The 19,756-nt window shown below is 59.7% G+C and carries 21 protein-coding genes; 6 read left to right on the forward strand and 15 right to left on the reverse strand.

Annotated features, from left to right (window positions below; translation table 11 throughout):
• Positions 1 to 14 precede the first annotated feature (14 nt).
• The 8 genes from HYZ49_19775 to HYZ49_19810 form a co-directional block, all read right to left on the reverse strand.
• Complete coding sequence (locus HYZ49_19775) at positions 15 to 2,063, reverse strand: c-type cytochrome (protein ID MBI3244525.1); 2,049 nt, start codon at positions 2,061 to 2,063, stop codon at positions 15 to 17.
• Between the two features lie 8 nt (positions 2,064 to 2,071).
• Complete coding sequence (locus tag HYZ49_19780; GenBank protein ID MBI3244526.1) at positions 2,072 to 2,800, reverse strand: CPBP family intramembrane metalloprotease; 729 nt, start codon at positions 2,798 to 2,800, stop codon at positions 2,072 to 2,074.
• A 93-nt stretch (positions 2,801 to 2,893) separates the two neighbouring features.
• Complete coding sequence (locus HYZ49_19785; protein MBI3244527.1) at positions 2,894 to 3,418, reverse strand: hypothetical protein; 525 nt, start codon at positions 3,416 to 3,418, stop codon at positions 2,894 to 2,896.
• Positions 3,419 to 3,546: 128 nt separating this feature from the next.
• Entirely contained in the window at positions 3,547 to 3,999 is a 453-nt protein-coding gene (locus tag HYZ49_19790) for a nuclear transport factor 2 family protein (protein ID MBI3244528.1), read from the reverse strand.
• 12 nt (positions 4,000 to 4,011) lie between these two features.
• A complete protein-coding gene (locus HYZ49_19795) occupies positions 4,012 to 5,196 on the reverse strand; it encodes an ABC transporter permease (protein MBI3244529.1) in 1,185 nt (394 codons plus the stop codon).
• 9 nt (positions 5,197 to 5,205) lie between these two features.
• Complete coding sequence (locus HYZ49_19800) at positions 5,206 to 6,447, reverse strand: ABC transporter permease (GenBank protein MBI3244530.1); 1,242 nt, start codon at positions 6,445 to 6,447, stop codon at positions 5,206 to 5,208.
• Positions 6,448 to 6,527: 80 nt separating this feature from the next.
• A complete protein-coding gene (locus tag HYZ49_19805; GenBank protein ID MBI3244531.1) occupies positions 6,528 to 7,463 on the reverse strand; it encodes an ATP-binding cassette domain-containing protein in 936 nt (311 codons plus the stop codon).
• A 218-nt stretch (positions 7,464 to 7,681) separates the two neighbouring features.
• Positions 7,682 to 8,581 (reverse strand): universal stress protein, encoded by a 900-nt coding sequence (locus HYZ49_19810; protein ID MBI3244532.1) that lies wholly within the window; start codon positions 8,579 to 8,581, stop codon positions 7,682 to 7,684.
• Between the two features lie 245 nt (positions 8,582 to 8,826).
• On the opposite strand from HYZ49_19810, the gene HYZ49_19815 reads away from it, so the two are divergent.
• Entirely contained in the window at positions 8,827 to 9,108 is a 282-nt protein-coding gene (locus HYZ49_19815; GenBank protein MBI3244533.1) for a NifU family protein, read from the forward strand.
• A gap of 97 nt (positions 9,109 to 9,205) precedes the next feature.
• Here HYZ49_19815 and HYZ49_19820 read toward each other — a convergent pair whose 3' ends face one another.
• From HYZ49_19820 to HYZ49_19850, 7 genes are all read right to left on the reverse strand, one after another.
• On the reverse strand, positions 9,206 to 9,439 hold the full coding sequence (locus HYZ49_19820; GenBank protein ID MBI3244534.1) for a hypothetical protein: 234 nt from the start codon (positions 9,437 to 9,439) through the stop codon (positions 9,206 to 9,208).
• Positions 9,440 to 9,504: 65 nt separating this feature from the next.
• The gene (locus HYZ49_19825) at positions 9,505 to 10,086 is read right to left on the reverse strand and encodes a 2-oxoacid:acceptor oxidoreductase family protein (GenBank protein ID MBI3244535.1); all 582 of its coding nucleotides are present in this window, start codon (positions 10,084 to 10,086) and stop codon (positions 9,505 to 9,507) included.
• 84 nt (positions 10,087 to 10,170) lie between these two features.
• A complete protein-coding gene (locus tag HYZ49_19830; protein ID MBI3244536.1) occupies positions 10,171 to 10,959 on the reverse strand; it encodes a 2-oxoglutarate oxidoreductase in 789 nt (262 codons plus the stop codon).
• A complete protein-coding gene (locus HYZ49_19835; GenBank protein ID MBI3244537.1) occupies positions 10,946 to 12,415 on the reverse strand; it encodes a GAF domain-containing protein in 1,470 nt (489 codons plus the stop codon). Before HYZ49_19835 ends, HYZ49_19830 begins: the two co-directional genes overlap by 14 nt.
• Positions 12,416 to 12,489: 74 nt before the next feature.
• Positions 12,490 to 13,545: a 3-methyl-2-oxobutanoate dehydrogenase subunit VorB gene (locus HYZ49_19840; GenBank protein MBI3244538.1), complete on the reverse strand. Its 1,056-nt coding sequence runs from the start codon at positions 13,543 to 13,545 to the stop codon at positions 12,490 to 12,492.
• A 77-nt stretch (positions 13,546 to 13,622) separates the two neighbouring features.
• Positions 13,623 to 13,886 (reverse strand): 4Fe-4S binding protein, encoded by a 264-nt coding sequence (locus tag HYZ49_19845; GenBank protein ID MBI3244539.1) that lies wholly within the window; start codon positions 13,884 to 13,886, stop codon positions 13,623 to 13,625.
• Between the two features lie 172 nt (positions 13,887 to 14,058).
• On the reverse strand, positions 14,059 to 15,345 hold the full coding sequence (locus tag HYZ49_19850; protein MBI3244540.1) for a PLP-dependent aminotransferase family protein: 1,287 nt from the start codon (positions 15,343 to 15,345) through the stop codon (positions 14,059 to 14,061).
• Between the two features lie 295 nt (positions 15,346 to 15,640).
• Between HYZ49_19850 and HYZ49_19855 the strand changes: the two genes are divergently transcribed.
• The 5 genes from HYZ49_19855 (at position 15,641) to HYZ49_19875 (ending at position 19,753) form a co-directional block, all read left to right on the forward strand.
• Positions 15,641 to 16,066, forward strand: a complete 426-nt coding sequence (locus HYZ49_19855) for a hypothetical protein (protein ID MBI3244541.1) — start codon at positions 15,641 to 15,643, stop codon at positions 16,064 to 16,066.
• A gap of 152 nt (positions 16,067 to 16,218) precedes the next feature.
• A complete protein-coding gene (locus HYZ49_19860; GenBank protein MBI3244542.1) occupies positions 16,219 to 17,247 on the forward strand; it encodes an ATP-binding cassette domain-containing protein in 1,029 nt (342 codons plus the stop codon).
• Between the two features lie 66 nt (positions 17,248 to 17,313).
• Positions 17,314 to 18,090: an ABC transporter permease gene (locus tag HYZ49_19865; protein MBI3244543.1), complete on the forward strand. Its 777-nt coding sequence runs from the start codon at positions 17,314 to 17,316 to the stop codon at positions 18,088 to 18,090.
• Positions 18,091 to 18,155: 65 nt separating this feature from the next.
• Positions 18,156 to 18,947, forward strand: coding sequence for an ABC transporter permease (locus HYZ49_19870; GenBank protein ID MBI3244544.1), 792 nt, complete (start codon positions 18,156 to 18,158; stop codon positions 18,945 to 18,947).
• Positions 18,944 to 19,753: a M48 family metallopeptidase gene (locus HYZ49_19875; GenBank protein MBI3244545.1), complete on the forward strand. Its 810-nt coding sequence runs from the start codon at positions 18,944 to 18,946 to the stop codon at positions 19,751 to 19,753. The genes HYZ49_19870 and HYZ49_19875 overlap by 4 nt, the downstream gene beginning before the upstream one ends.
• The last annotated feature ends 3 nt before the right edge of the window (positions 19,754 to 19,756 follow it).

The following is a 19,756-nucleotide window of genomic DNA, read 5'->3' on the forward strand; positions in this document are numbered from 1 at the left end:
TACAATCGTTTAACTTACTTGCACCCCGGCGCAAAGTCGTTCTGCGAAAGGAAGAAGGTGTAAGTCTCGCAGTCGCCGGGGGCCGGAGGCCGGTAGGCCGGAATCTGCTTGGCAACCGGCGGCAAAACCCTCAGATAAACCACCAGCGCCTGCACGTCCTCTTCATCCAAATTCGCAAAGTGATCCCAGGGCATGGCCTGCCAGTGCAGTTGACGGCCATCTTTGCTAATGCCACTGCGAATGGCGCGAGCGATCTCGGCGTCGCTCCACGAACCGATTCCGGTTTGGCCGTCCTGTGAAATGTTGCGCACCCAGATCGTGCCCATGCCCAGCCCGCTGAGTTTTGCCCCGCCGTCGCCAGTGTTGCCGTGACAGAAAGCGCACGAGATGCTGGAGAAGACGTACTTGCCGCGCTCGGCCAGCGCGGACTGTTCCGGGCTGTCGAACGAGGCCGGGTCGGGTTCGGGCAGGCCGCTCAACACTTGTTCGGCGACAATATCAGGCGGCAGGGCGGGCGTGGCCGGGATGTCATAGATCACGGACGTGATCAGGCCACACAAGGCCAGGCCGATGACGGCGATTCCGGCCAGCAACCAGCCGCCGACTTTCCGGGGAAGCCGCCTCTCGCGGGGAGCGGCCACTACCCACATCACCGCCCCGCCGATCAAAATGATCCACTGCGCCCACACCAGAACCCGGCGCGGCCAGTCTGCCGGAAGCGGGCCGGCGTTGATGTTGCCATAGGAACCGGCGGCGTAAGTGAGCACTTTGGGCGAAGCGACCGGCAGGCCGCTGGCAATCTTCATGATCACGGTTTCGATCACACCATATTCCATGACCGGCGGAATTTGATTTTTTACCGGCGGCAGAGTCTTGAGGTAGGAGGCGACTGCGGTTGCGTCTTCTTCGCTCATGCTGTGCAGGAACGCCCAGGGCATGCCCCAGACGTTGACGGAGCGATCCGAGGCCTGGCCGTTGCGAATGATGTTGGCGATCTCTTCGACCGATTTGTTGCCCAGCCCGGTTTCGGCGTCAGAGGTGAGATTGCGGCTGACGAAAGTGCCTTGCGGGTACGCACCCACTTGCATGCCGCCGGCGAGGTAACGATCGTCGCCGCGATAAATGCCGGTCGGGTTGACCTGGGTGTGGCACAAGCCGCAGATTTCTGTGTGGGTGATGTACTCGCCGCGCTTGACGAGGTTGGATTCGGTGCGAGGGCCATCCAGCTTGCCGCCGGGTTCCCAGGGAGCCGGGCGGGCGATGGAAAGAACGTAGTTCACCACGTCCCATCTTTGCTCGTCAGTCAGCGTCTCGGCAAACGAAGGCATGGGGCTGGGCGCAAGGCCGGTGGTGAGGCGCAACCAAATCTGCTCCGGCTCGCTCCCGCCCCGGAACGTCCAGGGCGCAGTCAGGTCGCGGGTGTAGACGGTGAAGCCGTCGGCGTCTTTGAGTTCGGCCCGCGCCCGGCCATCCGCGCCGTGACACGAGGCGCAGTTGGCGGCGAACAACTCTTTCCCGCGTGCAAGGCCGGCATCGTCGGGAGTGGGGCGGTCGGGGATAGAAATCGGTTCGGGTGCAGTGGCGGCGAAAACCGGGGAGAAGTCTTTGACGTATTGCACGACCGACGTGATTTCTTCGTCAGTCAGAATATCTTTGAAGTAAGGCATCGGGCTGGCGTGAAGGCCGTTCGACACGGTGTTGATCAGGTCGGCGTCACTCGGCGGCAGGCCGGGGGCCGTCGTCTTGTATTTGAACTGGCCGAGGGTGAAATCCCGGGGCCGGGGATAAATGGATGGAGCCGCCACACCTTTTCCATCTCCATCCGTGCCATGACAGACGGCGCAACGTTCGACGTACACCTTTTCGCCAATCGAAGCATTGGCTGAAACGTTGCTGGCGGGCGGCCATACGGCCAGCTTGAGATCGTAGGGTTCGCCCTGCCATTCTTCGGAGGGCGTGTTGTAGGCGACGCGGGCGTAGAGTGAGCGCCCGAGGTCGAGCACTAACAAGAGAGCAAGTGCTATGAAAAATACACGGCGGCGGGAAGTGAGTAGCCAGGTCATCATGTCTCCTAATTTGAAATTACAAGCCACACATACAAAAATTCAACGAGATTCAAAGTGAAGTGCGCAGCAAAAGCGGCGATGATGTTTTTGCGCCACGCAAACAGTCCGGCAAGGAGGCCGCCGGCCACGATACCGGTCAACAGCATGTACCAGAAGCCGCCCGCCCAGTGAAGCAGGCCAAAGAAGAAGCACGAAATGAGGATGGCGGCAGGAACGCCGAAGCGTTTTTGCAGGTGGGTCAGGCCGTAACCACGATAGATGTTTTCTTCCACGAATGGCGCAAGCGCGACGTTAGCCAGAAAGAACGGAAGCGCCGACGTTCCCAGCGAAGAGAGCAGTTCGCCCGGCGGGATGTAGTCGCCGATGAGGCGTTGGGCAGTTGTCATCAGCGGCGACAGCACCGAGAAGTAAAGCACGGCGAGGATCAGACCCGGCACAGCGCCGGTGACGATCTCCTGCCAGAGCTTTTGCCCCGAGGCAAGTTGCCAGCCGATGGCCGGCAGGGTCAGCCGATCAGCCCTCATCACGATCCAGAAAACCAACAGCAAGCTGAGTTGAACGATCAGCAAAATCTGGGGTGTGGAGTCGGCAACGCTGTCCGCAATGGCTTGAGGGTCATTGCCCAGCATGGCCCCAAAGTAAACGGACATGGCGATAATGGCGATGAGAAACAGGAAGGGCGGAATGGCGAGAAGAGTCCAGGCGCGCCACATTGTTTCGGGTTTTGATTGCATGTAATGTCCTCCTTGATATGACACCTGTCAGGGGGCGCTTCGCGTCGAGAGCTTGCGCAGCTTTCGAGCGCCCACCTGACAGGCGTGTGCAATTTATTTGCGCCGCAGAAGCATGGCCGCGCCAATGACCACCAATACTACCGGCCACAACTTGCCCAGCCACTCCAGCACTTGCATCCACGCACCGCCGGCCAGCAAGGCAACGCCGATGACGGTCATGATGCCGCCGGGGATGAGCGGCCACCACTGGGCGCGGTTGATTGCGAACGAGAGAAGCACGATGAGCGCCCAGCCGGCGGCGAAGGCCAGCATGAAGACGCCGCCCTGTGTTTGCTCGCCTGCCTCTACAAACGGGCCGCTGGTGAGGTATGCGCCCAGGCCAATGCCGCCCAGAATGCCGCCCGGCACGAGGAGGCCGGAGTTGCGGGCAAACAGGCCCCACAGCAAAAAGCCGGCGCTCAACAGCGGCAGAATGAGCAGGCCCATCCATTGCGCCTGAATGAATTGCGCGGCCAGGAAGAGCAGGCCGAGGCCGATGAGAAAGAGTCCGCCAAAGAGCCGGTTGGAGTTGCAGGCCGGCGCGGTTTCGATCGGGTTGAGGGGAGTTTGAGTTGACATGAGGTTAGCCTTTCTGATATGAAGCAAAACGTGAAGCTGTTTACGCTTCACGTTTTACTCCCAAAGTGGTCATGCCCGGCAGTGCTGGAAGTCACGTATCAGGTCATATCTGTTTTTAGGCTTGTGGGCTACCCCACAAGCGGCTCGTAAGCGGCATCGGCAATGCCGCCGCGCTCCTGAATGGCGAGGTTTTCGAGCAGCAAGTGTGTATCGCAGTAGATTCGCACTGAAACACCTTTGCCCCAACAAAGGCGAATCAGATGGACACCGCAATTCGTTCTTTTCTCGCCATTCAGCAATGTATAGTGGTCTGTCCATTCGACGGCAACAAGCGTGTTCCAGGGCCGGCCTGTAATCAGGATGTTGCACAAATCGAAGTGAATGTTGGGGAATATCTTGAACAATCGTTCATACCATGCGCGAGTGACAGCCAGTGAGTTTCGACGGCCAGAGAGCGCATGATTTCCGACAAACCAATGCTCAAAATCTTTGGCGAGGCCATTCAAGATCGGCTCGTAGTTGCCTTTGTTCAGTTCGTCAAACAGTTTTGTGACTTGCGCCCGGACTATTGTGTTGTACATATAATGCCTCAACTATTCGTATTTGAATCGCCACACGCCAACGGCGAAAAAGACGACGGCAAACCCGGTCAACACCGTCGCTTCGAGCATAATGCCGGCCACATCCTGGCCGCGCAGAACAATATCCATCAGGCCCTGCATGGCCCAGGTGGTCGGTAGAATCTGCACGGCGGTTCGCACCGCCTGGGGAAACAGTTCGAGCGGATACCAACAGCCGCCCATCAGGGCAAAACTCATGCCAAGCATTACACTCAACCCGCTGGCCTGCCCTTCAGACTTGATAAACGTGCCGAGCGTTGCCCCCAACGCGCTGGCGGCCAACCCGAAGGTGACCAGCATCAAGGCCAAAGCCAGCGGCGACTGACCCCAGTTCAATCCCATGGCAAAGACGCCAAAAATAACCAATAACGCCATCTGTATCAGCGCGATCACCAACTGCCCACTGATGGTTCCCAACAAGTAAGTAGCTTTTTGCGTCGGCGTGGTAAGCAGGCGGCGAAGTGTGCCTTGCGAACGTTCGTAAGCGAAGAGGCCGGAGATGCCCAACAGCGGGATGAAGACCCAGGTGATCAGTTGACCGGCTGAGGCTTGCGCCGCCGGATCGTAGGGTTGACCCGCCGACGTGGCCTCCGTCACCTCCACCCGCTCCGGGGCCGACTCGAACAGAGCCTGCGCCTGCTCCAAACTTGCGTTGAAGTAGGTCGCGCGATCCGCGTTGCTCGCAAACGGCTGGAGTCGTTCTGCTTCGACCACGCTGTTGTTCGCAACCGAGAGCGCGCTCCCTACGCGGCTGATCACGGCCAGCACGGCCCGCTCGGCAACTTGAGCGTTCAAGTTGTTGGGCGCTTGCAACAGTTCGAGTTCCGTCTGGCCGCCGACCTCAAAGCCGGTCGGAATGATCAACAGTGCCGGAGCGCCGTCGTCGGCAAATGCGGCTTCGGCCTCGGCCAGCGGCATTACTTCGGCGCGCACCGTTTTGGATTTTGATAGCGCGTCCAACACTTCGGCGGAGAGCGTTGAGTTGGCGTTGTCGGCCACCAGCAGGCGCACCCGGTTGTCCGTTTCCTGGTTCCGGCTAAACCCGCCGCCGATGATGAAGGTGAAGGTTAGAGGCAGGATGACGAAGAAGAGAAGCTCGGAGCGGCTTGAAAATCGAATCAGCGCGTCTTTCCAGGCGATGGCGAAAATTTTGTTCATGATAAATTCCTAACGTCCCGCCCAACCCTGGCGGCGGAATAAGGCAACGGCAATGGTGAAAAGCACGGCGGCCATGATGAGTAGAGCGATAATGGGTGTAACAACGTCGGCCAGTGCCCCGCCAGTGCCCAGCGCCGTAAAGCCCTCCAGCCCCCACGAGTTTGGCGTGAGTTTGCCGGCGATTTGCAACCAACCGGGCAGGGGGAAGTTGAAGCCGAAACTGCCACCCAGCACGCCGAACATCAACATCATGGCCGTGCCGGCGCTGGACACTTGCGCCGGCGTCTTGGCGATGGCGGCCAGCAGGCTCCCCCAGCCGGTGGCCCCGGCGGCCACGGCGGCCACGAGCAGAAACACGGCCAGCGGGTCGCCCCATTTCAAACCAAAGAGCAGTGTGCTGGCGAGGATCAAAATTCCAACCTGGGCCAGGCCGGTGAAGAAGATGCCGAGCAGTTTGCCGCCCAGCACTTGCGCCGCTGTGGTGGGCGTGGTGAGCAGGCGTGGCAGAGTTCCCTCGTGGCGCTCGGCCAGAATCGTGCGCCCGCCGTTGCTCACGGTGTACATCAGGAACAGCAGGGCCATGCCCGGCGCGAGATAAGCCAGAATGTCGAACTCCACCGATTCTGAATCGGCTGAGGGGCTGGCACGTTTGAGGGTGATGAGCGAATTCTCTGCGCCGGCCTCGGCCTGGCGCTGGCCGATGGCTTCGCCGACGGCTTGCGCGTTTTGAGGCGCGACCAGGCCGCTGGCGACCAACTGGGTGACGGCCACCTGGCCGCTCACCCGGCCTACTTCCAACCGGCTCACAAATGCGTCCACGATGGATTGCACAACTCCGGCGCTGACAGGCCGGGCCGGGTTGACGTACACTTCGATCTTCACGGGTTCACCGTCGGCGGTGAGGCTGTCGGAGAATCCGGCTGGGATGATGACGGCGGCGGCCACGTCGTCCTCTTCCACCTGGCTTCGGGCGGCGGCCACATTGTTGGCAAATGCCGGTTCGAGTAGCTCGTCCAGGTCTTCGGAGTTGAAAACGTCAACCATTATTTCGCCGATCTCGCCTTCATCCTGATTCACGATGATGACCGGGATGTTGCTCAGGCCGCTGTTGGTGTCGCCGGAAAAGCGGCCAGTGACGGCCCCGAGGCCGAGCGTGAGCACGAACGGCGCGACCAGCATCAGGATCAGCGCCGCCCGGTCGCGAAAGGCGAGGGTGACATCTTTAATGGCGATGGTGAGAATCTTGTTCATGATTACTTCCTTGAGAAGCTGGACAAGCGTCCTGAGCGGAGCGGCGTGTTGTTCGCCGCGTAGTCGAAGGATGCTGGTTTTCAATCCCGCAAAGCTCGGCCCGTAAGTTGCAGAAACACCGCTTCCAGGTTCGGCTCTTGAATGTCCACCGACCGAATCTTGATGCCAAGCTCATTGGCTTTGGCGACGACCGGGGCCAGGGCGTCGGCGGCAGAGGGAACCATGAGGGCCACTTCGTGATCGACGGCTGAAGATTGCAGAATGCCGGGCAGGGCGCGCAGGGCCTCGGCCAGTTTGGCCGCCTCGCCGCCTTCGCCGATGTGCAAGCGCAGAACGTCGCGCTCGCCCACCTGCCGCGTCAGTTCCTTTTGCGTGCCAAGCGCAATCACCTGGCCGTGATCAATGATGCCCACCCGATCCGAAAGCTCTTCCGCTTCTTCCATGTAGTGCGTGGTGTAAAGCACCGTCATGCCCTGCTTGTTCAGGTCTTTCACTGTGTCGAGGATGTTGCGGCGGCTCTGCGGGTCAATGCCCACCGTCGGCTCGTCCATATACAAAATGCGCGGGTTGTGCAGAAGCCCCACGCCGATGTTCACCCGGCGCTTCATGCCGCCCGAATACGTTTTGACTCGCTGGTTGGCTTTATCGCTCAGGCCGATCTGGGCCAGCACTTCGTCGGCGCGCTTTTTGAGCGATGCGCCACCCATGCCGTACATACGACCCCAGAAAATCAGGTTCTCGCGGGCGGTAAGCTCCTCATACAAAGCGATTTCCTGCGGCACGACGCCGATGATGTTGCGCACGGCCATCGGGTCTTTGCTCACCGAGTGGCCGCCGATGACGGCGTCGCCGCCCGAAGGTTCGAGAAGCGACGAGAGCATGGAGATGGTGGTGGTTTTGCCGGCACCGTTCGGACCGAGCAGGCTGAAGATTTCGCCGGCCTCAATGGCAAAGCTGATGCCGTTGACGGCGGTGAAGTCGCCAAATTTTTTGGCGAGATTGTTGACTTCGAGAATGGGTGCCATGAGATGCCTCCAAAGGTGATGGGACGATAATAGGCCGGTGCAGGTCATATTGCGAAGTGCCGGAAGTCATGAGGCGGGTCATATCAGGAGAATTAAAAAGCGCCGGGGCGGTTCACCAAACCGCCCCGGCTAAACCCGAGGAGCACCTGTTGCTCAGCACGCCGGTTTATGTTGCTCAACCGGGCCGGCCAGGTCCGCCGTCCTTCAACTCATTTGGGCCGGATTACCAGCATTGAGCCGCCGAAGCCACGCAACACTTTTTCAGTGACACTGCCATATACCCAGCGCCGCAAACCAGTGCGACCATGAGTAGCCATCACGATCAGCCCTGCCTGGTGGGTTTCGGCAAATTCGAGAATCTGGCCGGTCGGCGCGCCGATCCGCACCAGTGTTTGCATCGTCAGCTCGTCGTAGAGATTGGCTTCGGCCACACTTTGCAGGTAGGTATCGGCTTCCCGGTAAAGCTCTTCCTGCAACCGCGCGCCCAGGCCATGCTCGGCAATTTCCAGTTGAGTCAGTTCGTCAAAATGCACTTCTTCAGCCACACGCAACAGAGTCACTTCGCGCGAGAGGGCCATGGCCACATCCAGGCCGGGCTTGATGGCGCTTTCGGCCACTTCCGAGCCGTCGAGCGTGATTAGGGCTTTGTCCATAGATTGAGTCGAGCGGACAATGAGCACCGGACAAGGCGCGTTACCCAGCACCTTCTCGGCCACACTGCCCAGCACCCAGCGGGTGATGCCAGAATAGCCGTGCGATGACATGACGATCAGTTCAACGTGTTCTTCAATGGCGGTTTCCATGATCGCTTCGGCCACATTGCCTTCCGGCGTTTTGATTCGGGCGTTCAAGCCAAACCGGGCCGCGGCCTGTTGTGCCTGGTCCAAATAATCTTTCACTTCCTGTCGCGCTTTGTTGAGCGCCTGGCTTGGGTACATCAGGTCGTAGCCGCCGTACAGGTGAGGCGCGGCTATCAGCATCGTCTCCGGCAGTGGAACACGCAAGAGTATGATTTCTGCCTCGGAGTGTTGGGCAATTTTCAGGGCGGGCTTGAGCGCTCGTTCGGCCAGTTCCGAGCCGTCCAGTGGGACAAGGATTTTATTAAACATGGCGGCCTCCACAACAAATGATACGGTTTCTTGGGGCAATCATCTAACCAACCGGCTTGTGCTTCTAGTGCCGGATGTCATTGAATCTACGTGAAGTCTGTTGATTTTGCGGACTGTTTTCAGGCGCGATCATAGTTGGAGAACTGCGTGACTATTCTCCGACTGCTTCGCCGTTACACGACAGGATTTCCCCAGGTTGAATTGCCAAAGCGGGTGTAAACTGGAGTGAGCCAGGAGGCGCTGACATGAACAAATTTCCGTCCAAGACATTCCCCGAAACCCCCAGCCTGCCCGTGGATGCCACCGACGAGGAACGAATGCAGGCGCTGATTGAATCGCTCAGCGCCTACATTGAATACTTTCATGGCGGAGCGGTGGAGATGGCGGGGTTCGACGGTGAGACGTTGAAGATCAGGATGCGGGGCGCGTGCATCGGTTGCCCCTTGTCGCCCGTCACTCTGCACGGCTGGGTGGAAGGCACGGCGCGGCAATTCTTCCCCGGCCTCAAGGCGGTCGAGTCGGTGTAGCTTTTGTGGAGCGAGTTGCCAACTCGCTCTACGGGCTTTTGTGTTCACGCCGCAGTTGCACTGCCGCCCCATCAAGAGTGCGAGTTGCCAACTCGCTCTACGGGCTTTCGAGAAACGGGTCGTAGTTGGGGTTGAGGCCCGACCAGCGGCAGGCGAATCCTTCGAGGTTGCACTCGACGCCCTGCGAGCATTTGCGGGCGTGAACCTGGAAGGGCGCGCCAACATCCGGCACCGGCTCGTCGGGGTAAACCCGTTCTTCGAGCAGGTCTACTTCCTCCTTGACCCGCTCACACCAAATCTTCTTTGTCACTTCCCAGATAATTTTGGGCATGGCAACCTCCTGTCTTTCATCCGCAGATTTACACAGATGACCGCAGATTAGAAAAAAAATCTGCGTCAGTCTGCGTAATCTGCGGACAACTTTTCTGCCGATGCAATCTCGGCCAGCGCCGCGCCCCGGCGCAGGGCTTCCCTGTTGGCTCCCAATAATTTGCGATGTCGCTCCGGCAGGTGCGCTTCCAGCGCCTGCTCCACGGCCTCCAACGGCAGGGCGTTCGTGGCGGCCAGCATTGCACCCGCCAGCACGAGGTTCGCTACGCTTCGCGTGGCGCTCCCCAGTTCTTCGGCGATGGCGTTGGCCGGAACTTCAATCACATGAATATCAGTTCGGGCCGCCGCGTGTGCCGTGAGCGATGAATTGATCACCAGCACGCCGCCGGGCGCGACCAGCGATTCGTACTTGTCGAGCGAAGGCATGTTCATGGCAATGACGGCGGCGGGGTTGCGCACCAGCGGCGAGCCGATCTCGTCGTCGGAGATGATGACTGTGCAGTGGGCGGTGCCGCCGCGCATTTCGGGGCCGTACGATGGAATCCAGGTGACGTGCTTGCCTTCGTCCATGGCTGCATACGCCAGCAGTTGCCCCGCGAACAACGCGCCCTGACCGCCAAAGCCGGAGATGATGATTTCGGTTTGCATGTCTCAACTCTTCAAAGCGTATTGCGTATTTCGTATTGCGTGGTCGTCACGCTCAAACGGAATACGCAACACGCAATATCGTCTTTATCGCAACGCTTCCACTTCCGGCCTCACCTTGTAATCGCCAAGCGGGTAATAGGGGATCATGTGTTCTTCGATCCACTTCAGCGAGTCTATGGCGCTGATGCCCCAGTTGGTGGGACAGCTTGAGAGCAGTTCGACCATCGAGAAGCCCATCCCGGCAATCTGCACCTCAAACGCCTTCTTGATCGCCTTCTTAGCCCGGTTGATCTCTTTGACGTTGTGCAGGCTTCGCCGGACGACGTAGGCCGTGCCGGGCAGAACCGAGAGCAGTTCCGACATTTGCAGAGGCATGCCCATCGTTTCCACGTCGCGCCCACACGGTGATGACGTGGTCTTCTGGCCGGGCAGGGTGGTGGGAGCCATTTGCCCGCCGGTCATGCCGTAGATGGCGTTGTTGATGAAGATGACGGTGATGTTCTCGCCCCGGGCCGCGGCGTGCATGATCTCGGCCATGCCGATGGAGGCCAGATCGCCGTCGCCCTGATAGGTGAAGACGACGTTGTCAGGCCGCACGCGCTTGATGCCGGTGGCCATGGCCGGGGCGCGGCCATGCGCCGCCTCGGCGAAGTCCACGTTGAAGTAGTTGTAGGCGAACACCGCGCACCCGACCGGGGCCACGCCAATCGTCTTCTTGCGGATGCCGAGTTCGTCAATCACCTCGGCCACCAGCCGGTGGGCCACGCCGTGGGTGCAACCGGGGCAGTAATGGGTGAAGGTCTCGGCCAGCGAGGCGGGGTAGGTGTAGACGAGGTCGTCGGTGGTTTTAGTCTGCAGTTCAAATGTGGTCATTAAGGACTCCATGAGCAAGTGCCGTTGATGTGGCGTCAGGTTTTGGGGCCAACGGCAAAGTAAACCAAAAGGTTGCTCCCTGTCCTGGTTGGCTCTCTACGCTGATTTGCCCGCCGTGCGCTTCGACCATGCGCCGGGTGATGGCCAGCCCCAAACCGGTGCTTTTTTCATCAGCAGTGGGCCGGGCGGAGAGAGGCTCGAAGTTTTTGAAGAGGCGGCGCTGGTCTTCCTGGGTGAGGCCGGGGCCTTGATCGCGCACCCGGATAATCACGGTCGCCGCATCACGCAGTTCAGCCGTCACCACGACCGTGCTGCCGGGCGGCGAGAATTTCACCGCATTGCCGATCAGGTTATCCAGCACTTGCCGCAGCCGGCGGGCATCGGCCCACACTTCTACCTCTGCTATGTTCTCGGCTACGACCTGCGTCTGCTTGGCCGCCGCCAGCGTGTGGTTGATGCGGCTAATCTCGGCCAGGAAATCAGCCAGTGACAACCGGGTGCGGGAAAGCTTCAACTTTCCGGCTTCGATAACCGAAACGTCCAGCAGGTTATTAATCAGGTCGAGCATGTACTCTGTTTGCTTGCAGACTTCTCTCAACAATTCCTGTCCCCTGTCGGCGTTGATGTTGAAATTGCTATGGACGAGGAACGCCGCCGTCCCGTAAATCACATTGAGCGGGTTGCGCAAGTCGTGGGCGGCTATGCCAAGAAATTCGTTCTTGAGGTCATTCAACGCTTTAAGCTCGGCGTTCCGAGTTTCAATGGCTTGCTTCTGCACGGCGAGTTCGCTGACCAGCCGCCCTTTTTCCACGATGACTGCCAATTGCCCGGCGACCTGCTGAAAGAGTTCGACATGCGCTTCGGCGTAGGTGTGGGGGTGAATGCTGGAAAAGAACATGAAGCCGATGGGGATGCCGTTGGCGATTAGCGGGCACGTCAAGCTGGAGCGCATTCCTTCGGCGACAACCCGCCTTGTCGAGTTCGATTGAGGGTGCTCGGCTAGATAGGCAACCAGATCGTTCAGGATACGCGGTTGCCCGGTCTCCAGAATACGCTGCAGGCTACTGCCTTGCAGAGGTGCTTGAAATCCACTTTTCAGGCGCATTTCTGGTTGGTCGGTGCGTGCCCATCTGGCGCGGACGGTCTGGCCGTCGTCAGTCAACAAGGAAACGCCAATCCGGTTGTAGGGGATGACGGAGCGGAAATTGCGGTATACATTGTCCAGCACTTCGTCGAGCAAAAGCCCGGCGTTAACCTGGCTGGTGAGTTGAACCAATTGCTCAAACTCATGATACCGGTGTTCCAACTTCTCGCTCAATTGGAGCAACGCCTGCCCCAACTGGCCTACTTCGTCAGGCGGGGCGAGCGGCACCTCAATGGTGAACCTGCCGTGAATTAGTTGCTCGGCGGCGGCAACATACTGGGAAATACGTGGGTCGTGATAATTGTTTTCCATGATGCACCTCGGGGTTTAGACAATGGGTGCGTTCGGGTTTCATTGCACTCACTCTTACTCGCTCGATTGCGGCTTTAGTTCACCATCTTCCTAATCTCATCTAACACCTCATCCGGCAAAGGCACCACCCCGCCCATGCGGCCATAGAATTGCACGGGCACTTTGCCATTCACCGCCAGCCGCACATCGTCCACCATTTGCCCGGCGTTCATCTCGACGACTAGCACGCCGCGAACTTGTTTGGCTAACTCGGCCAGGCGCTGTTCGGGGAAGGGCCAGAGGCTGATGGGTCTCAGCAGACCAACCTTGAGGCCCTGCGCCCGCGCCTGTTTCACCGCCGTTTGGGCCACGCGCCCCGAGGTGCCAAAGCCAACCACCAGATACTCAGCATCTGCCGTTTCGTATTCGACGAAGCGCACTTCGCTCTCGCGAATGCGGGCGTACTTCTCTTGCAGTTTGCGGTTGAAGGCCTCTTCGTTTTCGGGGACAAGGTAGATTGAGGTGATGATGTTCTTTGGGCGGCCTCCGACCGCGCCGGTGAGCGCCCACGCCGGGTGACAGTGGCTGTTCGCCGGTTTCATCGGCGGCAGTTCTGCCGGTTCCATCATCTGGCCGATGTTGCCGTCGAGCAGGATGACGACCAGGGTGCGATATTTTTCGGCCAGGTCGAAGGCGATGTAGGTCAGGTCAATCGCTTCTTGGACGGTGGCCGGGGCGAGGACGAGCATTTTGAAGTCGCCGTGGCCGCCGCCTTTGACGATCTGGTTGTAGTCGGCTTGCGAGGGGGCGATGTTGCCCAGGCCCGGCCCGCCGCGCATCACGTCCACCAGCACACACGGCACTTCCGAGCCGGCGATGTAAGAGAGGCCTTCCATCATCAGGCTCATGCCGGGGCTGGAGGAGGAGGTCATGACCCGCGCTCCGGTGCAGGCCGCGCCGTAGACCATGTTGATGGCGGCCACTTCGCTTTCGGCCTGGAGGAAGGCGCGATGCAGTTCCGGCATGCGCCGGGCCATGTATTCGAGCAGTTCGGTCTGAGGGGTGATGGGGTAGCCGAAGTAGGCTTCCACTCCGGCCCGGACGGCGGCTTCGGCGATGGCTTCGTTGCCTTTGAGAAGGTGTTTGGTCATGGGTTTTTGACAACGGATGAAGCGGATATATCGGATTTTTTTCTATCCGTTGTGTCTGTTCAATCCGTTGTCCTTAATCAGACTGTGACAGGGGTGTGTTGAAAGCTCGGCTGAGGGAAGCGTTTTTGACGGTAGACGGCGATGCACACGTCGGGGCAGATGACGGCGCACAGGGTACAGCCGGTGCATTTGCCTTGCGGGTCGTCGTAGCGGGCGGGGTGGTAGCCTTTAGCGTTGAGCGCCTCGTCGGCCATGACGATGACATCTTGCGGGCAAATGGTGGTGCACAGGGCGCATCCTTTGCACCGCCCTTCGTCTATAACAATGTGACCTTTGGCCATGGGTAAACTCCTTAATTCCGCGGCTTTTAGACCCTAAAGGTTGCTTCGCAAGACTTTTAGGGTCTCGCCCGCCGGGAGCCAGAGTAATTGGAGCGACTTTGCTTTAGTGTAGGCGGGATGTCACTTGCGCCGTAGTGACTATCGTCACCGGGAGCGGCGACAAAGTTCGGCATTAACCGCAAATGGCGTCGGCGCGAAGCTGGCTGGGCACAGAGCCGCCGCCCGCCATTTGCTCTTTGACGACCGTTCCCAGGCGGCGAATGCCTTCCACGATCATGTCCGGTTTGGCGTTGGAGAAGTTGAGGCGCAGGTAGCGGTTGCTCTCGGCAGAGTCGGCTGAACCGGCGAAGAAGGCGTTGCCGGGAACGAAGGCCACTTTTTGCCGCAGGGCGGCTTCCAGGAGTCGAGTCGAGTCCATTCCTCCCGGCAGTCGCGCCCACAGGAAGAGTCCGCCCGCCGGGCGAGTCCAACTGACTTCGGAGGGGAAGAATTCGGTCAGGGCGTCGAGCATCACGTCGCGCCGCTCGTGGTAGACCTGGCGCAGTTTCTTGATGTGTTCGTCGAGGAAGCCGCCGCGCGCCGCTTCGTAGGCCACCATTTGGGTGAAGGTGCTGGTGTGCAGGTCGGCGCCCTGTTTGAGTTGGACGAGCTTGGCGATGACTTCGGGCGGGGCGACGATCCAGCCCAGGCGCAGGCCGGGGGCGAGCGTCTTGGAGAAGGTGCTCATGTAGATGACGTTGCCCAGTTTGTAGCCGTTGTCGAGCCGGATGCCGCGCGTTTCGCGGTCGAGGACGATGAGAGGCGGCAGGTGGTCGCCTTCATAACGCAGTTGGCCGTAGGGGTCGTCTTCGACGAGGGGGATGCCGTACTTGTCGGCCAGTTCCACCAGTGCCCGCCGCCGTTCGAGGGAGAGGGTGACGCCGGACGGGTTCTGGAAGTTGGGGAGGATATACATAAACTTGGGGCCGGAGCGCAGGGCTTCGTCGAGGCGACCCACGATGAGGCCGTCGTCGTCGGTGGGAACGCCGACGTAGTCCGCCCCGAAAACGTTGAAGGCCTGGAGCGCGCCGAGGTAGGTAGGGGCCTCGACGAGCAGGCGGTCGCCGGGGTTGATAAGCAGTTTGGCGATCAAGTCGAGGGCTTGTTGCGATCCAGCGGTGATGAGGACGTTGTCGGCCTCGGCCAGGATTCCGTAGCGGGCCAGGTGGCGGGCGATCATTTCGCGCAGGGGCGGGTAGCCTTCGGTGGTGCTGTATTGCAGGGCGGCCTGACCTTGCTGGCTCAGCACCCGGTGGCAGGCGTCTTCAAACTGCTCGGTTGGGAATAATTCGGGGGCGGGCATGCCGCCGCCGAAGGAGATAATGTCCGGTTGCTGGGTGAGCTTGAGCAGTTCACGGATGGTGGAGCTGGTGAGGCTTTGGGTGCGTTGGGCGTAACGGTGAGACCAGGGGGTTGACATGAGGGTTCCTCTAAATTTGAAAAGTTGTCTCAGACCTGCCGGGTCTGGCCGAAAGTTAGACAAACTTCAAGATGATCAGACCCGGCAGGTCTGATTCTACGAGGAGTGTAACCCTCTACCCGTCTGGGCGTAGTGTCATTTGTGGTCTGGGGCGGCTGATCTTCTTCTGGACTTATCCTGTGGGGTTAAGTGACTTTTGTCGCCGGAGAGATGGTGGAATAGCACTTATTTCGACAGCGCAGGGGTGGCAAGATCGAAAAAATCAACCCCGTTCACCAAAACCGAGGAGGACTTCATGACCAGCAAACTTCTTGAAAACGAAAAACTGCTCTACGACGAAGAGCGCGTGGATTTTGCGGTATACAAATCTCTGCCCACCATTCATGCCGCTGGCACGGTTCCCGGCCTGCACACCATCAAGCTGATGATCACCGACCGGCGGGTCATCATCCAGGGCGCTATCCTGGGCGGCGTGCAAGTCACCGAGTTCGATCTGTGGTATCAGGGGCAAAGCCCGACGCACGACTGTGATGTGCTGGAAGTGGCCTCGTCGGGCAAGGGCCAGACCGGCGGCGAGTATTTGCGGCTGGTAGCCCGGGCGCGCGAGCATGGGCCACTGCGTTCGGATGTGGCAGAAATGTACTTGTATCTGAACGACGCCAAACGCCTGGCGCAAATGCTGAACGAGGCCATGCGGCCTCAACCGGCTGAGTGGCGGTAACCTGCGGTCAGACCTGACAGGTTCGCTTCGCACCCTTCGCTACGGGGTGCTACGCAAAAACCTGTCAGGTCTGATCGTCTCTTTTAGAACAACGGATTTACCGAATTGAGCGGATCGCGATCCGTCCATTTCGGTAAATCCGTTGTTCTTTTATGGTACGATTGCAACTCCCATCCGCGTTTCGCGAAAGGAGAGTTGCCTTGCCTGCCATCTTCATCGAAAACCTGATCCGCGTTTTCAAGACCACCACTGGCATTGTCCGCCGCAAGCAAAAAGAGATCGTCGCCCTCGACGGCGTTAGCCTCTCGGTAGAGTCCGGCGAACTGTTTGGCCTGCTCGGCCCTAACGGCGCCGGCAAAACCACCATCACCAAAATCCTGGCCACTATTTTGCTCCCCACCTCGGGGCGGGCCGAAGTGCTGGGCCTCGACGTGGTGCGCGACACCGCCAAACTGCGCCCGCGCATCGGCATTGTCTTCGGCGGCGACCGCGGGTTGTACTGGCGGCTCTCCGGGCGCGACAACATCCAGTACTTCGCCGACCTCTATCACGTCCCGCCCGATGTTGCCAAAAAGCGAATTCCCGAATTGCTCGAACTCGTCGGTCTCAAGGATCGCGCCGACGAGCGGGTGGAGGGCTACTCGCGCGGCATGAAGCAACGCCTGCACATCGCCCGCGGCCTGATCAGCGATCCCGAAATCCTTTTCCTCGACGAGCCGACGATTGGCCTCGACCCGGTGGCCGCCCGCGAACTGCGTCAGGTCATTCACGGATTGAAGGAGGCCGGGAAGACCGTCTTTTTGACCTCCCACTACATGTTTGAAATTGACGCTTTGTGTGACCGGGTAGCCGTCCTCAGCAAGGGGAAGATTTTGACTGTAGACACCCCTTCGGCCCTCAAGCGGCTGGTCGCCGATCTCGAAGTGGTGGAGATCGAATGCCTCGGCGCGCCCTCGGCCCTCATCGCCAAACTGCGCGAACACCCTGGCGTCGAAGCAGTCAACGTCGAAGCGCGCGAGCAGACTCAAGTCCTGCAAATTCAAGCCCCGGCCGGCGCAGAACTGGTGCAGGACTTTCTGCGCCTCCTCGACGGGGTGCGCGTGCAAAAAGTTGTTACCCGCCAGCCCACGCTGGAAGATGCGTATGTGAAGCTGGTGGGGAAAGAAGCGCTGAACACATAACTTCAAACTTCAAACGACAAACTTCAAAGGTGTTTGAGGTTTGGAGTTTGGAGTTTGAATTTGCCTATGACCACCCTCCGCGTCATCTACAGCTCCTTCATGCTTCAGGCAAAGGATCGGGCGACGAACAATTTCTTCATCGGCACGCTCTTCGTTCTGCCCGTCATCTTCACCCTGCTCTCGGTCGGCACGTATCTCTACGGCGGCAAGCCCGACTTCGGGCTGTACGCCGTCGTCGGCGCGGGCATGATCGGCATCTGGAATTCCAACTTGTGGACCTCGGGCCGCATCGTGGACGACGAGCGGCGGTCGGGGACGATGCCTATGCTCATCGCCTCGCCGACTCCGTTTGCCCTGGTGCTGGTGGGCAAGAGTCTGTCCAACGCCGTTACCTCACTCGTCGCCATGGTTATGACGTTCGGCACCGGCCTGATCGCCTTTCGCCTGCCGATTGACATTGACGATCCGTTGGGCTTTGTCGCCAGCCTGCTCCTCACCATCGTCGCCATGACCTGCCTGGGGTTGATCCTCGGCTCGTTCTTTGTCCTTACCCGCAACGCCGGCCAGTTCATCACCGTCGCCAACTATCCGATCTTCGTGCTGGCCGGCCTGACGTTTCCGATCACCCTCCTGCCCGCGTGGACGCGGCCGCTCTCGGCGATCCTGGCTCCGATGTGGGGAAATTTGGCGATGAACACTGCCGCTGGTTTAGTGGCGGGCAACCCCTGGCTCATTGACTTGTGGCTGATCGGTTTGTCCGTCGTCTATCTGATCATCGCCCGCTTCCTCTATGCCCGCGTCGAATACATGGTGCGCGAAGCGGGGTCGCTGGAGGCGTGGTAGGTTGCTACCAGACCTCACAGGTTCGCTTCGCGGAAACCTGTGAGGTCTGCACTGGAGGATCAACGATGCAAAACGCCTTACGTTTATTCTGGAGCGGCACGCGCGTTTCATTCGCGGTGTACTCGGTGGAACTCACACCGGCAGTTGTCCTCGGTTCCAAAATTCCGCGCTGGGTTCTGCAAGCCCTGTTCTTCGTGCTGATTGCCAAAGCCGCCGGCGGCAATGAACTGGCGAAGTTTGCCCTGATCGGCAACGCCGTGCATGCGGCAGTGTTCCCGGCGATTGTCGAACTGGCGATTGTGATCGAAGTGGAAAAATGGGCCGGCACTCTGCCGCACCTGATCGCCGCTCCGGCCAACTGGCTGCCGATGATGATCGGGCGAAGCATGGCCGGATTCTTCGACGCCCTGCTCAGCACGGCGCTGGTGCTAATCGTCCTCGTGCCCGTCATCGCGCCCGACCTTGCCGTCGTCAACCTGTTGCGCGCCGCGCCCCTGCTCGTGATCACGCTGATCACGACCGGCGGCCTGGGCTGGCTGTCCGGCTCGATCTCACTGCCCACCCGCTGGGGAATGTTGCTCTGCAACATGATTGGCTACATTATGATGTTGACCGGCGCCGTCAACTTCCCACTCTCGGCTCTGCCGCCCGCCGTGCAAGTGTTGAGCCGCTCGCTGCCGATGACCCACGGCCTGCTGGCGATTCGGGCTGTTGTGGACGGCGCTCCTTATTCTGAGGTGATGGGGTTGATGGGCTTGGAAGTTCTGCTCGGCCTGGTTTACGGGGCGGCGGCCTGGCTGATGTTCCGCCATCGCCTGAATACGGCGCGATCGAACGGAAACATCGAACTGATTTGAACGCCTCCTACCGTTACCCCAACGAACAACTTGTTCTGACGCTGACGCTGTTTCTGGTGTTCGTCGTCATCGCTGTCACGGCCACGGCCACGTTGTGCGGTAGCCTGCTGTTTGTGCTGGCGATGCTGGCCTTCTCGTACTTTGCGAGTCAATCCAGGCATGAAACGCTTATAAAACAAGCACATCAGGTGACGCCTGAATCGTCGCCCAACCTGGCGGCGCTGGCCCGTGATTGTGTGAGGCGGTTGCAACCGGGGCGGGTGAACTTCTTCGTCGTCCCGGCGGATGTCCTCAACGCTTACACCTTCGGCCTCTCCGACCCGAAAGTGGTGGTGTTGTACTCGCCTATCTTGCAAGTGATGGACACGGACGAGATTCAGTTTGTGTTGGGCCACGAACTCGGCCACGTCCGACTCGGCCACACCTGGCTCAACTCCCTCGTCGGCGGCATGGCCGGAATCCCCAGCCCCCTCTTCGCCGCCGTCATCCTGCAAATTGCTTTCCGGTGGTGGAACAGGATGTGCGAATATTCAGCCGACCGGGCCGGATTGCTGGCCTGCGGCAAACCCAACAAGGCCATCTCGGCGCTGGTCAAGCTGGCAACGGGCGGCGCGGCCCAGACCTCGGCTGACTTGCAAAAGGCGCTGGCCCTGATCGAGAAGGAAGACGACGACCTTGCCAACAACATCGGCGAATTGCTCGGCACGCATCCGATGATCATCAAGCGCATCGAAGAATTGCGCCGCTACATTGCCTCGGCTGAATATAGTCGCTTGCAGGCGGTGGTGAACAAAAACACGGAATAGGAG

This window comes from Chloroflexota bacterium, assembly GCA_016197225.1.
Classification (GTDB): Bacteria; Chloroflexota; Anaerolineae; order Anaerolineales; family VGOW01; genus VGOW01.

What these genes read in the sequence shown, in the direction of transcription:
- HYZ49_19775 (MBI3244525.1), bottom strand. Translation starts at nt 2,063, where the DNA reads ATGACCTGGCTACTCACTTCCCGCCGCCGTGTATTTTTCATAGCACTT.
- HYZ49_19780 (MBI3244526.1), bottom strand. Translation starts at nt 2,800, where the DNA reads ATGCAATCAAAACCCGAAACAATGTGGCGCGCCTGGACTCTTCTCGCC.
- HYZ49_19785 (MBI3244527.1), bottom strand. Translation starts at nt 3,418, where the DNA reads ATGTCAACTCAAACTCCCCTCAACCCGATCGAAACCGCGCCGGCCTGC.
- HYZ49_19790 (MBI3244528.1), bottom strand. Translation starts at nt 3,999, where the DNA reads ATGTACAACACAATAGTCCGGGCGCAAGTCACAAAACTGTTTGACGAA.
- HYZ49_19795 (MBI3244529.1), bottom strand. Translation starts at nt 5,196, where the DNA reads ATGAACAAAATTTTCGCCATCGCCTGGAAAGACGCGCTGATTCGATTT.
- HYZ49_19800 (MBI3244530.1), bottom strand. Translation starts at nt 6,447, where the DNA reads ATGAACAAGATTCTCACCATCGCCATTAAAGATGTCACCCTCGCCTTT.
- HYZ49_19810 (MBI3244532.1), bottom strand. Translation starts at nt 8,581, where the DNA reads ATGTTTAATAAAATCCTTGTCCCACTGGACGGCTCGGAACTGGCCGAA.
- HYZ49_19815 (MBI3244533.1), top strand. Translation starts at nt 8,827, where the DNA reads ATGAACAAATTTCCGTCCAAGACATTCCCCGAAACCCCCAGCCTGCCC.
- HYZ49_19820 (MBI3244534.1), bottom strand. Translation starts at nt 9,439, where the DNA reads ATGCCCAAAATTATCTGGGAAGTGACAAAGAAGATTTGGTGTGAGCGG.
- HYZ49_19825 (MBI3244535.1), bottom strand. Translation starts at nt 10,086, where the DNA reads ATGCAAACCGAAATCATCATCTCCGGCTTTGGCGGTCAGGGCGCGTTG.
- HYZ49_19830 (MBI3244536.1), bottom strand. Translation starts at nt 10,959, where the DNA reads ATGACCACATTTGAACTGCAGACTAAAACCACCGACGACCTCGTCTAC.
- HYZ49_19835 (MBI3244537.1), bottom strand. Translation starts at nt 12,415, where the DNA reads ATGGAAAACAATTATCACGACCCACGTATTTCCCAGTATGTTGCCGCC.
- HYZ49_19840 (MBI3244538.1), bottom strand. Translation starts at nt 13,545, where the DNA reads ATGACCAAACACCTTCTCAAAGGCAACGAAGCCATCGCCGAAGCCGCC.
- HYZ49_19845 (MBI3244539.1), bottom strand. Translation starts at nt 13,886, where the DNA reads ATGGCCAAAGGTCACATTGTTATAGACGAAGGGCGGTGCAAAGGATGC.
- HYZ49_19850 (MBI3244540.1), bottom strand. Translation starts at nt 15,345, where the DNA reads ATGTCAACCCCCTGGTCTCACCGTTACGCCCAACGCACCCAAAGCCTC.
- HYZ49_19855 (MBI3244541.1), top strand. Translation starts at nt 15,641, where the DNA reads ATGACCAGCAAACTTCTTGAAAACGAAAAACTGCTCTACGACGAAGAG.
- HYZ49_19860 (MBI3244542.1), top strand. Translation starts at nt 16,219, where the DNA reads ATGGTACGATTGCAACTCCCATCCGCGTTTCGCGAAAGGAGAGTTGCC.
- HYZ49_19865 (MBI3244543.1), top strand. Translation starts at nt 17,314, where the DNA reads ATGACCACCCTCCGCGTCATCTACAGCTCCTTCATGCTTCAGGCAAAG.
- HYZ49_19870 (MBI3244544.1), top strand. Translation starts at nt 18,156, where the DNA reads ATGCAAAACGCCTTACGTTTATTCTGGAGCGGCACGCGCGTTTCATTC.